Source organism: Desulfurobacterium pacificum, assembly GCF_900182835.1.
Lineage (GTDB): Bacteria > Aquificota > Aquificia > Desulfurobacteriales > Desulfurobacteriaceae > Desulfurobacterium_B > Desulfurobacterium_B pacificum.
Genome location: NZ_FXUB01000001.1, coordinates 455,892 through 469,148, shown reverse-complemented (window position 1 = coordinate 469,148; position 13,257 = coordinate 455,892). Strand labels below are relative to the sequence as shown.

The following is a 13,257-nucleotide window of genomic DNA, read 5'->3' as shown; positions in this document are numbered from 1 at the left end:
CTCCGCGGGTATTATACTTTAATTGTAAAGTCGCAGTTTGCGTGGTAAACTCTCACAGGAAATTTGTAACTTTTAAGGGTTTTAGACAATGAAAAGCAGGCGTTTGTGGATTCTTGTTTTACTTTCTTTAATTCTTCTGGTGTTGCCTAACGGTCTTTACACCGCTTTTGATAAGGATGAGCCGAAGTATCTTGAAGCTGCACGAGAAATGGTCGTCAGCGGTGATTATATAACGCCCTACTACAATTACGAATATCGCTTTGATAAACCTATTTTGATTTACTGGATAATTGTTGCCGGTTATAAGATTTTTGGCGTTAACGAGTTCGGTGGAAGGTTTTTCGTTTCTATTTTTGGCGTTTTGACGATTTTGCTGCTGTATCTGTGGCTTGTCAGGAGGAAGGACGAGGATTTTGCTTTTTGGTCTTCTCTGGTTTTGCTGTCTCTTCTTGATTTCATTATTATGTCTTCAGTTGCCATGCCGGACATCGTTTTGACGTTCTTCATATCTGCTTCGCTTGTTGCGTTTTACGAGGGTTATCACCAGAAATCAAAAAAGTTTTATTTGCTGGCGTTTTTGTTTAGCGGTTTTGCGACACTGACTAAAGGACCTGTTGGTCTGGTTTTGCCTGGATTTATAGCTGTTGTTTACTTGATTTTCAGGCGCGACCTGATTAAAACGTTAAAAGAAATTCCGTGGTTTTCCGGGTTTTTGATTTACTTTGCCGTTGTTCTGCCCTGGTATGGGGCGATTTTTTATAAACACGGTTACGAGTTTTTCAGGGATTTCATAGTTTTTCATAACTTTCACCGGTTTTTTGGTAAGGTGCCGGGGCATCCGACAGAATGGTGGTATTACTTTGCCAACTACTTCTGGCTTTATCTGCCGTTTTCTTTCTTCTTTTTGTTCGCCGTTTACAGGGCATGGAAAGATAAGGAGATTTTTACCGACGACCTGTTACTGTTTGCTTTTTGCTGGTTTTTCGGCGTTTTTCTCTTCTTCCAGATAGCACATACGAAATTGGCGCACTACTTGCTGCCGTCTTTTCCTGCTTTTGCCGTTATAGTTACCTGGTATTTAAAGAAGGAGAGGTCTTTAATTCCGGCGTTGCTGACGCTTTTTGTGTTTTTTGTGCTGTTTGTTGCTGGGGTTGGATTTTTTGTTTACAAACACTGGAATTTGCTTGGGGCAGTTTTCCTTATTCCGCCGTTAGCTGGCGTTATCTACGCAGTGTGGAAGAGAGATTACTTAAAACCTATAACGACTTCTTTTATTTTAGGTATGTTGTTCTTTAAGTGGGTTACCCTGCCTGTTCTTCAACCGCTGAGAGCAAAGCCTGTAATAGGAGAAGAGTTGAGGCAGATAGCTTTGAAGTGCAAGAACTGTAAGTTTTATTTCCTTAATTACGAAAGTCCTGAAATCGTTTACAGATTCAGGAGCGGTCAGCTTAAAAGTATAGGATTTAAAGAGGCAGAAAAGTTGCTGAGAAGCAATACGCCTGTTTACATAGTTACGAGAGAGAACAGGTTAAGCAGGCTGCACGCACCGTATAGAATTATTGATAAAAGAAAAGAATTAATTACGAAGCATTCTTTAGTTATTATTTCCAACGCTGACAGGAGTGGAGAATGGAAAAAGTAAAAAAAGTTTCTATCGTAATTCCTGTTTTTAATGAGGAAGAAAACGTTCCTATCCTTTACGATAAGCTAAAGAAAGTTCTTGATAACCTTGGTATTGGTTACGAAATCATATTTGTTGATGATGGAAGCACCGATAGAACGAGAGAAATACTTGAGGAGATTGCTTCTAAAGATAAGAAAGTTAAGGTTATTGAGTTTGCGAGGAACTTTGGACAAACTTCTGCGATGATGGCTGGAATGGATTTTGCGACAGGTGATGTGATTATCACTATGGACGGAGATTTGCAGAACGACCCTGAAGACATACCAAGGTTACTTGAGAAAATAGAGGAAGGTTATGATGTTGTTAGCGGCTGGAGAAAGAACAGAAAAGATGCTGCAATTTCACGGAAGTTGCCGTCTAAAATAGCCAACTGGCTTATAGGTAAAATTACCGGCGTCAGAATTCATGATTACGGCTGCACTTTGAAGGCTTATAGAAGTGATGTAATAAAAAAAGTACGCTTATACGGTGAACTTCACAGGTTTATTCCTGCTTTAGCTTCGACGGTAACTTCTACTTCTAAGATAATAGAAATTCCGGTAAAGCACCATCCGAGGATTTACGGAAAGTCTAAATACGGGATTTCAAGGACCTTTAAAGTTATTGTTGACCTTATTTTTATCTGGTTCTTGAAGAAGTTTATGCAGAAACCCATTCACTTTTTTGGAATATTGGGATTAATCTTGCTACTTATAGGCAGTGTTTCTTTCCTTTATTTATTAGGATTAAAGCTGTTAGGGCATTCCATTGGCGGGAGGCCACTTCTTATTATTTCCGTTCTCTTTATACTTTCCGGTTTGCAGATGTTCACTACTGGAATAATAAGTGAAATCCTGATGAGAATCTATTACGAGTCGCAGAATAAAACGCCTTACGTTGTGGGGAGAACTGTAAACGTTGAAGAGAAGTAAATATTTCGTTCCTGTTCTAATTTTAGTTGTATTTTTCTTCTTTCTGTGGCGCTACGGCGTTTTCAGTAGATTGCCGGAAATTTTTGAGAACCTTGATTTAAGGTTTGTTGCCGTTTCTCTGATACTTTATGCGTTGACTTACTACTTTAGAGCTTTAAGGTTTTCGGTGATTTTTTCTTCTATTTCCGTTTCTGACATGATGGCAGTTATGAGCGTTCACACGTTCTTTAACAACGTTCTTCCGTTTCGCTCTGGTGAAGCTTCGTTTCCTATAATTCTGAAAAAGCTTTTCGGTGTTGAGGTTCACGCTTCTTCAACGGCTTTGTTGTTTGTTAGGTTTTTAGACCTTTTATCTTTGTCTGCCATTTTTACCGTTTCGGTGTTTGCGGTGGCTTTTCAAAATAAAGAGTTAATATGGCTTTCTTTTTTAATCGTGGTTTTGTTGTTTCTTGGGTTTTGGTTGGTAGTGAAAGTTTTAAATCGCTTAAAGTTAAGGTTTTCCGTTATTGCGGCTATTGTAACTTTTGCAAGCACTTTTATTTCTTTCAGGAAAATTGTTCGTCTTTTCCTTTATTCTCTGCTTACGTGGTTTACTAAGTTTGCTTCTTTTTACTTTATTATAAAGGGGGGTGATTTAAACCTCTCTTTCTTTCAAACCGTTTTCGTTTCTACTTTTGGGGAGCTGACGACGATTCTACCGATTCACAGCTTTGCAGGTTTTGGAACTTACGAAGCTGGTATGGTGGGCGGTTTTAAACTACTCGGCGTGAATACTTCTTACGCTCTGACGGTTGCTTTTTACTTCCATTTGATATTACTTTTAATGTCGGGGATACTGGCAGCTCTGGGGTGGATTTATCTGATGAGACGCCGCTCTAAAGGTTTTTACGAGGTGTAGCATGAGTGAAGAGATAAAACCGCTTGCACCTATCAGGCGATTTGACGTTTTTGCTGAGTGGAACAGGCTTAAAGCAAAGAAAGAGTATGGTTTTTCGGACGACGATGCTAAAGCTTACGGGCTTGCCGTTGCTAAAGTTGTGGCTGCAAGAAAGTTTTACGGGCACAGATTGAAGTATAAAGGTGCTACCAAGGCTTATGTTGAGGGTAAGACGAAGGAAAAGTGGTGGGAAAAAATAGCTTCTGCGCCGGAGTTTGATGAGAAGATAATAAGGAGGATGGGGGAGGATTTTTACTACAAAGTGTTTTCGCCGGCGATAGAGAAAGCTATGGAAGAAGGAAAAGACTACATGGATATAAGGGATTCTATCCGTCAGGAGTGGAATAAAGTTTTCCTTTCCTGAGAGGGTTAGATGGGTGTTGTGATAGGTGTTTTGGAGCTTCACCTTTTTATTCCTCAGGCACACTCTTTGAAAGAGAAAAGGGCTGTTGTTAAACGGGTAGTTGAGCGAATCAAAAAGAAGTTTAACGTTTCTGTTACCGAAGCAGGTGACCATGATAAGTGGCAGAGTTCTGTGATAGTTTGCGTTTCTGCTGGAACGAGCCAGAAAATTGTTGACGCTACGCTTGAAAGCGTTATCTCTTTTGTTGAGGAAATTGTACCCGGAAATCTGGCGAGATATTACAAGGAATTTATCTAGCAGTAGCGATTTTCTTTTAGATACTTTTCTATTTTTTCTGCTATTATGAAAATTTCCAGGCTGTATTGAAGAGCTTCTTCTATTCTGGCTTCTAATCTTTCCTGAACGTACTCGTGGGCTAATTCGTTTCGTAGGTCCTTCATTTCTATTAAGACGTTGAAGTCTTTGATGAACCCTCTTTTTTCCGCTCTTATGACTATGTCAAGTTTTTTTGAGGTGTCTTCCATTTCAAGGATGTCTAATCCTCTTAGGACTCTGTTTATTAAAAGGTCAACTGTTCGTGAGTATCTGCTTAAAAAGGCTTCTATAGCTTCTCCTCTTTGAATTTCATCAAGTTTGTCAAGGTTTTTTATTCTCTCTATAGAAGTTTTAAGAAGCTTGAGGTTTTGCTTGAACTGCTTCCAGCTTTCGCAGAAAAGTTTTTTTCTTTCTTCTAATGTCATAGTTTTACTCCGTATTTGTATGCTAACGCTGTAAATGCACTTTTTGAAGGGTTTTCCGTTGTAACAATGTCTATTTTTCTATCTCCTAACTTTTTAAAGAGTTCTACACGTATTTTCCTTCGTTCTCTGTGTTTAATTTTAGAAGATACGATTAGTAAATCTATGTCACCGCCTTTTTTTGATAAGTCTGTTCTACTTCCGAATAGAATAATTTCAGCTTCCGGGTCAAAGTGTAGAACCGTTTCCTTTATTACTCTAATTTCATCTTTGTTCAGTCTTACAGGCTTTTCCATTTTAAATCAGCTTTTCTGTTCTTTTAATTGAGGAAATTAGGGAAGATACTATAAATATAAGGGCAACTGTGCTTATGACGACTTCGGGTATTTGATAGAAAAGTTCCAAGAGCATCATTATCCCTAAACCACCGATTCCCCAGTGAGCGCCGTGTTCAAGGTAGGAAAACTGCTTTAACTTTCCAGATTCAACAAAATAGAGCGTAAGAGAACGGAGAATAAAAGCACCTACAGATAAGCCGACGGTAATGATTATCAGGTTCTGGCTAATGGCAAAAGCACCTACGGTGCCGTCTAAAGAACATGAAGCATCTAACAGCTCAAGGTATATAAAAGCGCCAATTCCAGCGTCAAAGTGTTTTTGTTCCTTAACGTATTCAATAGCTTCTTTTATGAACTGGACAATTTCAAACAGAAGTATTCCTAAAATCAGGGCAAAGAGAATGGCAAAGTCTTTTTTCAAAAATCCTATAAAGAGAGATATTGATAGTGCTAATATGAGCTTTATTTCTCCTAACTTTGCCATTTTAGAAGCTCTTTCTTCTAAAAATTTAATCCAGTAGAGTTCTTTGCTTGCATCAAAGAGCCAGTTGATAAAAACCATGAGTAGAAAAGCACCACCGAAGGAAAGAATTAAAGGTTCTGCTTTTTCAAGGTAGTGTGCGTAAATTAGCGGTTTTGAAAGTGCAATTTCCACTACTTTTACCATGTTGAGCCCAGAAGTTATTGATACTATGAGAACGGGAAAGAGAAATCGCATTCCGAAAACTGCGAAGACCATTCCCCAGGTGAGGAAGCGTTTTCGCCAAACCTGAGACATTCCAGAAAGGATTACGGCGTTCATTACTGCGTTGTCAAAGGAAAGAGAGATTTCTAAGAGAGAAAGCGTTGTTCCTTCAAAAACTCCTTTGATTCCCATGTATAAGAACTCTATAGCCCAGCTAACTAAGAAAATGATTAGAAACTCTTTGAGGAGCTTTTTAAAGGACAAACTTTCCTCCCTTTTCTTTTGTAAGATTTAATTTTACTACGTGGAGGTTATTATGAGTTTCAGGGTTGCCGTTGTGGAGGATGACGTTTCAATAGCCAACTTGTTGAAAAGGGTGCTGTCGGCTGAAGGTTTAAAGGTAAGAACGTTTTCAACGGGTGAAAGGTTTATCAATGAGTTGTTTGAATATGGGGAACAATTTGACCTTGTAATACTTGATGTAATGCTTCCTGGTGCTGATGGTGTGAGCGTTTGTTCTTTCTTGAGAGATAGGGGAGTTAACGTTCCTGTTCTTATGCTGACTGCTCTTTCGGAAGAGGACGATAAGGTTAAAGGGCTTGAAAGCGGGGCAGATGATTACCTTACTAAACCTTTCGGTTTAAAAGAATTGGTTGCAAGGGTAAGGGCGTTACTGAGAAGGAGAGGAACGTTTCATATGTCTTCTTCAGCAGAGTTGGAATTTGTTGATGAAGGAGTAGTTATTCAGGGAAGAAAAGTGAAGCTAACTAAGAAGGAAAAGAAGTTGTTGAAAGTGCTGGTTGATAACGCTGGTAGGGTGGTTTCTAAAGATGAACTCTTAGTTAAAGTGTGGGGAGATGAGAACGTTTCTCTCAGGGTTGTTGATGTTCACGTTAAACATTTGAGAGATAAGATAGGTAGTGAACGTATAAAAACTGTTTGGGGAGTGGGGTATAGGTTTGAAGTTTGAAGAGTTGTTAAAACTTGTGAATGAAAAGACAGGCGATGTTTTGTTTGTTGATGGAAAAGGGGAGATTTTTGGAACGGAAGAGCGTTTATGGGATAGGTTTCCTTTTAGTGAAGTTGTGAAAGGTTTTGAAGATGCTAAAAGTGCTGGAAAAGGGTATTTTGAAGTGGAGGAAGGGGGGAGGATTTTTGAATTTAAAATAGAAAGGGTTTTAGATGGAGTCTTTTTGGTTTTGAGGAGGGATGTTACGTGTGCGCGTAGAATTCATAAGATTAAGAAAGATATACTCTCAACTGTTTCCCATGAGATTAAAACACCTTTAACGGTTGTTAAGGGAAATCTGGATTTTTTGTTAGCTTATAGGAATCTTTGTGCGGAAGATAGGGAAATTGTAGAGGAGTCTCTGGAGAATGTAGGAAAGATAGAAAATATAGTAAGGAGTTTGAGAAAGCTCTTTCTGGAGGAGAGTGGAGGAGAAGTAGTAGATTTAAAAACAGTGGTTGAAGGTGTTATTAGAAATTATAGAAAGAAGTTTGAAGAGAAAGGTTTAAAGATAAAGCTATTTTTAGAGAGTGCTTATGTCAGGTGTGAACGGATTCTCTTTGAGCAGCTTGTTAAAAACCTTATAGATAACGCTGTTAGATTTACAGATAGAGGGGAGATAAACGTTACTCTTAAAATGGGGGAGAATGGCGTTGTTTTTTCTGTTAGAGATACGGGAAGAGGGATTCCTGAAGAGCTTCAACGTATGGTTTTTGAGAAATACGTTAAATCACCTGATAGTGAAGGACAGGGAATAGGACTTTCTGTTGTTAAAGAAATTGTTAAGTTCCACGACTGGAAGATCAGCCTGAGTTCAGAGGTTAATAAAGGGACTGAAGTTAAGGTTATTATTCCTACCTCTTCTACTTTTTAATCTGATATGGTATTATCTTTTCTATGAAAAATCATACTGAAGTGGAGGAATGAGGTGAGATATTTATTACTCATTTCTACAGTTTTAGCTGCATTTACTGCTGCACAGGGTGCTGAGATAACTATTGAGGGAAAATCCCTCACAAACGCACAGGTTAAATTACCTGTTAAAAATGAAGCTGATGAAAATGCTGTAATAGAAAGCCTTGAGCTACTCCCAGGTGTTTCTCTTAATCTACTTTCCCCCTCCCCTTCCCCTCAGGACAGGTTGCTCCTGAGGGGATTTTCTCCGGAAAGGGTTTTCGTTTATTACGGCGACTATCCTCTTAACGGTTCCGGAATAAGGGGTAATTACTACGTTGACCTTTCTTCTGTTCCATCAGAGGATGTTAAGAGGATAGATGTTATTTATGGTAATTCCGTTATTTATGGTTCTAATCCTGGTGGAAACGTGATTTTTGAACCGCCGGGTTTCCCGATTAAAAGGGAAACGAAGTTGCAGGGCTTTACAGGTTCTTATGGAACTGTTGGCGGAAACTTTATCTTCAGAAACTCCTACGGGACTACGGGAATTGATATCAGGACGGGTGCTTTCAGAACTTCTGGCTATCTCAGGAACGATTTTACTAATAGATGGGATGGAACAGTTACTGTTTACAAGCTTTTGAACGATAGAACGTCCGTTAAGTTTTTTGCACAGCGGATTAACTTGAAGAAAGGGATGCCTGTTTTGAATGACCCTTCAAATCCGGCAACGAACTACGATTCGGACTATCCTGTTGTTAAGGAAACCTACTTCAGCCTTGCATGTGCGCCGTTCTGTAAATTAAAGTTGATTGAAAACCCCGGCAGCAACTTCATTCAGCGCAATACAACGAGGTTTGGTTCAACTGTTTCTTACGATACAGGTAACGGATTGATTTCTACTTCTTTGTATTTAAACAGAAGCTTTAAGAGCGAGGATTATTACGGTTTCTTTAAGACGCCTGCAGGTGTGAAGCTTACTGCTATGCACTTTGAAGGAACTGACGATAGGACTTACGGTTTGAGGAATGTGTGGGAGGATTTTTCCTTTTACGGTTTAAGTGGGACTGCCGGCGTTGAGTTTCAGAACTCCGGACACGGCGAAATAGATAAAAACACTTCTGTTCTTGCACCGGAAAACTACAACGCTTTGAGGAGATACGCGGGCTTTTTCAGTCTGAAGAAAGAGCTGAGAGTTTCTTCCGTTTCGTTCAACTTCAACGGTGGTTTAAGGATTGAAAGGTGGAAGGGAAACGTTCCATATCCTGCGCCTTCGCCTTCAGGCACAGAATTTCTACCTTCTCTATCTTTGGGCGTTAAATTGGGGAAGGTGAAGTTTGGTATAGGTGCTGGAAGGGTTTACAGGGCGCCGAAAGCTGAAGAGCTTTTATGGTATAGCAAGGAATATCAGGCTTTAAAAGCTATAGGTAGAGCTTACGACTTAAAAGCTGAAAGAGGGTGGGATTATGAGTTAAGTGCTTCTACTGTTCTTTCAGGGATTTCTTTAACTGCGAGAGCTTACTACTACGATATAAAAGATTTCATAGTCAGTAACTTCTACGCTGCTCAAACGCTACTTGGAAGGACTTTTCCTGACAGGATAATAGAAAACCTTGATTACTATAAGGTAAAAGGGATAGAGTTGGCGGGGAACTTCAATCCTTACAGCTGGTGTAAACTTTACGCTTCTTACGCTTATCAAACTTCTAACGTGGCAGATTCTGACCTTACCCCTGATAAAACGCCGGACCCTTCTGTTTTAGTGCCGAAGCATAAGCTTGTAACTGAAGCGGTGTTGGGTGGTAAGGATTCTTTTGTTACATTGAAGGGAACGTTTTACTCCAAGAGGAAAGGTTATGACGTTGAGAAAGTCCCAGGATTTGGCGTTTTTGATTTGAGCTACAACTTTAAGCCTGTAGAAAACGTTAGTTTCGTATTTAAAGTTAACAACCTGTTTAACAAGAAATATTTCTACGTTGAAAATTATCAGATGCCAGGAAGAAACTACCTGATTTCCATGAATGTAGCCTTTTAGCCATCTTTTAAGCCTTCCTGCTGGGGGATTTTCCCCCCTTTTTATTCTACCAGTTCGGTGAGTTGGGCAACGTTTTTGAGTTCTTTTATAACGGTAAATCCATTTTTTTTGGCTTCTTTCTCACGTAGTTCTTCAAGACGCACCTTTCTTATTTCACCTGTTAGTCCTATTTCACCGAAAAGTGCTATATCTTTCCGTAGGGGTTTGTTTAGATAACTTGAGACAATGGCAGCTGCTACCGGCAGGTCTATTCCGGGTTCTGTGACCTTCATTCCGCCAACAACGTTAACGAATACGTCAAAGTTTCTTAAGGGATATCCTAATTCCTTTTCTATTACTGCAACGATTATTGAGAGGCGGTTTGCGTCTATTCCCCTTGCCCGACGTTGAGGCGTTGTGAAGACGGCTCTTGTAACGAGAGCCTGGACTTCTAATAGAAGCGGTCTTTCGCCTTCCATACTTACGAAAACAGCGCTTCCGGGTTTGGATTCCGGTCTTTCACTCAGGAAGAACTTTGAAGGATTGGGGACTTCTTTCAGTCCTTTATCGGTCATTTCAAAAACTGCCACTTCGCCTGTTGAACCGAATCGGTTTTTCAGGGCTTTTAAAATCCTGAAGTTATAGCCTCTATCGCCTTCAAAGTGGAATACTGCATCAACTATGTGTTCAAGGACTTTTGGTCCTGCTACAGTTCCTTCCTTCGTTACGTGACCTACCACAAAGGCAGTTATTCGTTTCGTTTTACAGGTGTTTGTTATGAAAGCTGCAGATTCTCTAACCTGAGATACTGAACCGGGTGCTGATTCAAGATGGGGAAGGTATAGCGTTTGTATTGAGTCAAAGATAACGAATTCTGGATTTATGCGTGATATGTGTTTTTCAATTTCTTCTAAGTTGTTTTCTGCTAAAACTAAGAGGTTTTCGGATTCAACGCCGAGTCTTTTTGCTCTGAGCGCTATCTGTCTGACGGATTCTTCTGCCGTTACGTAGAGAACTTTATGGTTTTGGGAGAAAAGGTGGGAGAGCTGGAGGAGGAGGGTGGATTTTCCTATTCCTGGTTCGCCAGAAATTAAAGAGACTGAACCTTTTACGATACCACCGCCTGTAACTCTGTCAAACTCTGGAAAGCCTGAAGAAATTCTTTCTTCTTCTATCGTTTCTACCTCTGTCAGTTTAAGCGGCTCTGAGGATTTTGTATTCCAACTGCTTCTTACGTTTTTCTTCTTCGTTACGGTTTCTTCTACAAAGCTACCCCAGGCGCCGCATTCGGGGCATCTCCCTGCCCATTTAGGCGACCTGTATCCACATTCCTGACAGACAAAAACGCTCTTTTTAGCCATTTAGAAATACCTTTGCAACGTGGTAAACGGAAAAGGCAGCTATCCAGGCTACCGTGAGTTCAGTTACTATAAGTATAGCAGGATACTTCCAGCTTCCACTTTCCTGTTTTATAGCTGCAATTGTTGCAACGCAGGGTATGTATAACAGGACGAAAACCATATAGGAAAGTGCTGAAGCAGGTGTGAATGTGTTTGATAGTGCCTGAGAGATGCTGTGTTCTACGCCGTATAGAGTTCCTAACGTTCCTACAACAACTTCTTTTGCAAGAGCACCGAAAATCAGCGCTACTATAGGTTTCCAGTCGTGAATGCCTATAGGTTCAAAAATGGGTTGTAGGGCTTTTCCTAAATGTCCCACCAGGCTTTCTGGAGATGCGTAGTCCGTTCCGGGCGGTAAACTCGCTATTAGCCAGATGAATACCGAAAGCGCAAATATTACCGTGCCGGCCTTTTGAACGAACTCTCTTACTTCAATGTAGGTCTGGTTAAGAACAACGTTCCAGGCGGGAAGTTTATAAGAAGGGAGTTCTATGAAAAACTCTTCTTCAGTTGTTTTAAGTTTTTTAGAAACGATAAATGCAAAAGCGAGAGCAAATAGAACGCCTGTCAGATAGAGTCCGAATATGACTAAGGATTGGTAGTTTTTGAAAAAGGCAGCGGTAAAAACGGCGTAAACGGGGAGTCTTGCACTACAGGATATCCATGGAATTACCATCATTGTTATCAGTTTCTGTGTAGGTGAACGCATTGCCCGGGTTGCGTAAACGGCAGGAACGTTGCATCCAAATCCTAAAATCATCGGTATAACGGAAGCGCCGGAAAGTCCGAAGAGTTTCATAAAGTTATCCCATAGAGCTGCTGCTCTTGCCATGTAGCCGGTGTCTTCAAGGATAGACATGAGGAAAAAGAGAACGCTGAGTATTGGTAGAAACATGAGAACAGCACCAACGCCTGCAAATACGCCGTCATCTAACAGAGATATAAGAAAGTGAGGAAGAAAGTTAAATTTCGTTTCTACTAAGTCTGGCAGGAACTGTCCGAAGAAGTAATCTATAAGGTCTGTAAACGGTGCGCTTATGGAAAAGGTTAATTTGAATACAAGCCACATTATGAGAAAGAAGATGGGTATGCCGGTTAGAGGGTTCGTTACGATCTTGTCTATTCTGTCGCTTATTGTTAAAGCTGCTGTGGGTTTTGTTTTTGTTATCGCTTTCTTCGCTATTTCAGAAGCCAGGTGGAATCTTTCTTTTGCTACGAAAGAAGGAAGGTCACAACGGTGTCTTTGCTGAATTACTTCTTCAATTTCTTCTAACTCCTTCAGGATAATTTCCGGGTCAGCGACGTATTTGTCTAACTGTTCTATTATTTCCGGGTCTTGTTCTAATAGTTTTATGGCTAACCACCGCAGAGGGAAAGGTAAGTTTTCTTCTAACAAAACTGATTCCAGGCGGTAGGTTATGAGCATTATTGCGTTTTCAAGGTCTTTTGAGTATCTTGGTTCAAAACCTTTTAATGTGAGGTCTCCGGTTGCTACGCGGAGTATTGTTTCTGAGAGTTCTTCAAGACCTTTCTTCTTGGTGGCAGAAATGGGGATGACGGGAAGGTGAAGAATTTGCTCCAATTTTTTTGCATCTATTTTGAAGCCGGATTGCTCTATTTCATCTACTTTGTTAAGGGCTATTATGGGTTTTATTCCCATTTCTAAAAGTTCAAGGGTAAGGTAGAGATTTCTTCCTAAGAGGGTTGCATCAATTACGTTGAGAACGACGTCGTAATCTTTTTTAAGTAAAAAGCTTCTTGCTACTTTTTCCTCTAAGGTGTAGGAAGTCAGACTGTATATTCCAGGAAGGTCAATAAGTTCTATTTCAAAGCCTCTGAAATTGTAGGCGCCAACTTTCTTTTGAACTGTTACGCCGGGCCAGTTGCCGATTTTTTCGTTTGTGCCTGCCAGGGCGTTCATAAGGGCAGTCTTGCCGACGTTCGGGTTGCCGGCAATGGCTACTCTTATCTTTCTTTTCATTTTTCTACCTCTATTCGTGCTGCCATTCCTTTTCCTATGGCGAATCGTGAGCCTGCAGTTTCTACTATGAGGGGACCGGGGGGGGATTTTACTACTTTAATTTCTGCACCGGGGTATATTCCTATTGATGCAAGTCTATTTTTGAGTCCGCAACCGCCTATTATGTTAATTATTTTAACTTTTTCGCCTTCTTTTACGTCTATTAATCTCATCGTTTCCTCCTGAAGTTAGAATATACTAACTCTTGTGTGGAGCGTCAAGGGCTTTTGATAGAATGAAATTTAACTTTAATAACTTTCT

14 protein-coding genes are annotated in these 13,257 nt (G+C 40.2%); 8 read left to right on the top strand and 6 right to left on the bottom strand.

Annotation, left to right across the window (positions count from 1 at the left end):
- Positions 1-88 precede the first annotated feature (88 nt).
- Genes QOL23_RS02365 through QOL23_RS02345 form a run of 5 tightly spaced genes read left to right on the top strand, consistent with a single transcriptional unit; the run spans position 89 to position 4,193 of the window.
- On the top strand, positions 89-1,642 hold the full coding sequence (locus tag QOL23_RS02365; RefSeq protein WP_283399982.1) for an ArnT family glycosyltransferase: 1,554 nt from the start codon (positions 89-91) through the stop codon (positions 1,640-1,642).
- Positions 1,630-2,595 carry a glycosyltransferase family 2 protein gene (locus tag QOL23_RS02360; protein ID WP_283399981.1) on the top strand — a complete coding sequence of 322 codons (966 nt, stop codon included), beginning with the start codon at positions 1,630-1,632 and terminating at the stop codon, positions 2,593-2,595. Before QOL23_RS02365 ends, QOL23_RS02360 begins: the two co-directional genes overlap by 13 nt.
- Positions 2,582-3,493, top strand: a complete 912-nt coding sequence (locus QOL23_RS02355; protein ID WP_283399980.1) for a lysylphosphatidylglycerol synthase transmembrane domain-containing protein — start codon at positions 2,582-2,584, stop codon at positions 3,491-3,493. The genes QOL23_RS02360 and QOL23_RS02355 overlap by 14 nt, the downstream gene beginning before the upstream one ends.
- Before the next feature lies 1 nt (position 3,494).
- On the top strand, positions 3,495-3,896 hold the full coding sequence (locus QOL23_RS02350) for a hypothetical protein (RefSeq protein ID WP_283399979.1): 402 nt from the start codon (positions 3,495-3,497) through the stop codon (positions 3,894-3,896).
- A gap of 9 nt (positions 3,897-3,905) precedes the next feature.
- On the top strand, positions 3,906-4,193 hold the full coding sequence (locus tag QOL23_RS02345; protein WP_283399978.1) for a DUF503 domain-containing protein: 288 nt from the start codon (positions 3,906-3,908) through the stop codon (positions 4,191-4,193).
- Here the strand turns inward: QOL23_RS02345 and QOL23_RS02340 are convergent.
- From QOL23_RS02340 to QOL23_RS02330, 3 genes are read right to left on the bottom strand one after another with little or no spacing between them, the layout of a single operon-like run.
- Entirely contained in the window at positions 4,190-4,636 is a 447-nt protein-coding gene (locus QOL23_RS02340; protein ID WP_283399977.1) for a hypothetical protein, read from the bottom strand. The two genes, QOL23_RS02345 and QOL23_RS02340, sit on opposite strands and share 4 nt — an antisense overlap.
- The gene (locus QOL23_RS02335; RefSeq protein ID WP_283399976.1) at positions 4,633-4,929 is read right to left on the bottom strand and encodes a nucleotidyltransferase domain-containing protein; all 297 of its coding nucleotides are present in this window, start codon (positions 4,927-4,929) and stop codon (positions 4,633-4,635) included. The genes QOL23_RS02340 and QOL23_RS02335 overlap by 4 nt, the downstream gene beginning before the upstream one ends.
- 1 nt (position 4,930) lies before the next feature.
- Positions 4,931-5,920: a DUF475 domain-containing protein gene (locus tag QOL23_RS02330; protein WP_283399975.1), complete on the bottom strand. Its 990-nt coding sequence runs from the start codon at positions 5,918-5,920 to the stop codon at positions 4,931-4,933.
- A gap of 52 nt (positions 5,921-5,972) precedes the next feature.
- On the opposite strand from QOL23_RS02330, the gene QOL23_RS02325 reads away from it, so the two are divergent.
- Genes QOL23_RS02325 through QOL23_RS02315 form a run of 3 tightly spaced genes read left to right on the top strand, consistent with a single transcriptional unit; the run spans position 5,973 to position 9,597 of the window.
- Entirely contained in the window at positions 5,973-6,626 is a 654-nt protein-coding gene (locus tag QOL23_RS02325) for a response regulator transcription factor (protein ID WP_283399974.1), read from the top strand.
- A complete protein-coding gene (locus QOL23_RS02320) occupies positions 6,616-7,539 on the top strand; it encodes a sensor histidine kinase (RefSeq protein ID WP_283399973.1) in 924 nt (307 codons plus the stop codon). The genes QOL23_RS02325 and QOL23_RS02320 overlap by 11 nt, the downstream gene beginning before the upstream one ends.
- 54 nt (positions 7,540-7,593) lie before the next feature.
- The gene (locus QOL23_RS02315) at positions 7,594-9,597 is read left to right on the top strand and encodes a TonB-dependent receptor (protein ID WP_283399972.1); all 2,004 of its coding nucleotides are present in this window, start codon (positions 7,594-7,596) and stop codon (positions 9,595-9,597) included.
- Between the two features lie 41 nt (positions 9,598-9,638).
- On the opposite strand, the gene radA is transcribed toward QOL23_RS02315, so the two are convergent.
- From radA to QOL23_RS02300, 3 genes are read right to left on the bottom strand one after another with little or no spacing between them, the layout of a single operon-like run.
- Positions 9,639-10,937, bottom strand: coding sequence for a DNA repair protein RadA (radA, locus tag QOL23_RS02310; protein WP_283399971.1), 1,299 nt, complete (start codon positions 10,935-10,937; stop codon positions 9,639-9,641).
- Positions 10,930-12,957, bottom strand: coding sequence for a ferrous iron transport protein B (gene feoB / locus QOL23_RS02305; RefSeq protein ID WP_283399970.1), 2,028 nt, complete (start codon positions 12,955-12,957; stop codon positions 10,930-10,932). Before feoB ends, radA begins: the two co-directional genes overlap by 8 nt.
- On the bottom strand, positions 12,954-13,169 hold the full coding sequence (locus QOL23_RS02300) for a FeoA family protein (RefSeq protein WP_283399969.1): 216 nt from the start codon (positions 13,167-13,169) through the stop codon (positions 12,954-12,956). Before QOL23_RS02300 ends, feoB begins: the two co-directional genes overlap by 4 nt.
- Positions 13,170-13,257 lie beyond the last annotated feature (88 nt).

What these genes read in the sequence shown, in the direction of transcription:
- QOL23_RS02360 (WP_283399981.1), top strand. Translation starts at nt 1,630, where the DNA reads ATGGAAAAAGTAAAAAAAGTTTCTATCGTAATTCCTGTTTTTAATGAG.
- QOL23_RS02365 (WP_283399982.1), top strand. Translation starts at nt 89, where the DNA reads ATGAAAAGCAGGCGTTTGTGGATTCTTGTTTTACTTTCTTTAATTCTT.
- QOL23_RS02350 (WP_283399979.1), top strand. Translation starts at nt 3,495, where the DNA reads ATGAGTGAAGAGATAAAACCGCTTGCACCTATCAGGCGATTTGACGTT.
- QOL23_RS02300 (WP_283399969.1), bottom strand. Translation starts at nt 13,169, where the DNA reads ATGAGATTAATAGACGTAAAAGAAGGCGAAAAAGTTAAAATAATTAAC.
- QOL23_RS02335 (WP_283399976.1), bottom strand. Translation starts at nt 4,929, where the DNA reads ATGGAAAAGCCTGTAAGACTGAACAAAGATGAAATTAGAGTAATAAAG.
- QOL23_RS02340 (WP_283399977.1), bottom strand. Translation starts at nt 4,636, where the DNA reads ATGACATTAGAAGAAAGAAAAAAACTTTTCTGCGAAAGCTGGAAGCAG.
- QOL23_RS02325 (WP_283399974.1), top strand. Translation starts at nt 5,973, where the DNA reads ATGAGTTTCAGGGTTGCCGTTGTGGAGGATGACGTTTCAATAGCCAAC.
- radA (WP_283399971.1), bottom strand. Translation starts at nt 10,937, where the DNA reads ATGGCTAAAAAGAGCGTTTTTGTCTGTCAGGAATGTGGATACAGGTCG.
- QOL23_RS02345 (WP_283399978.1), top strand. Translation starts at nt 3,906, where the DNA reads ATGGGTGTTGTGATAGGTGTTTTGGAGCTTCACCTTTTTATTCCTCAG.
- feoB (WP_283399970.1), bottom strand. Translation starts at nt 12,957, where the DNA reads ATGAAAAGAAAGATAAGAGTAGCCATTGCCGGCAACCCGAACGTCGGC.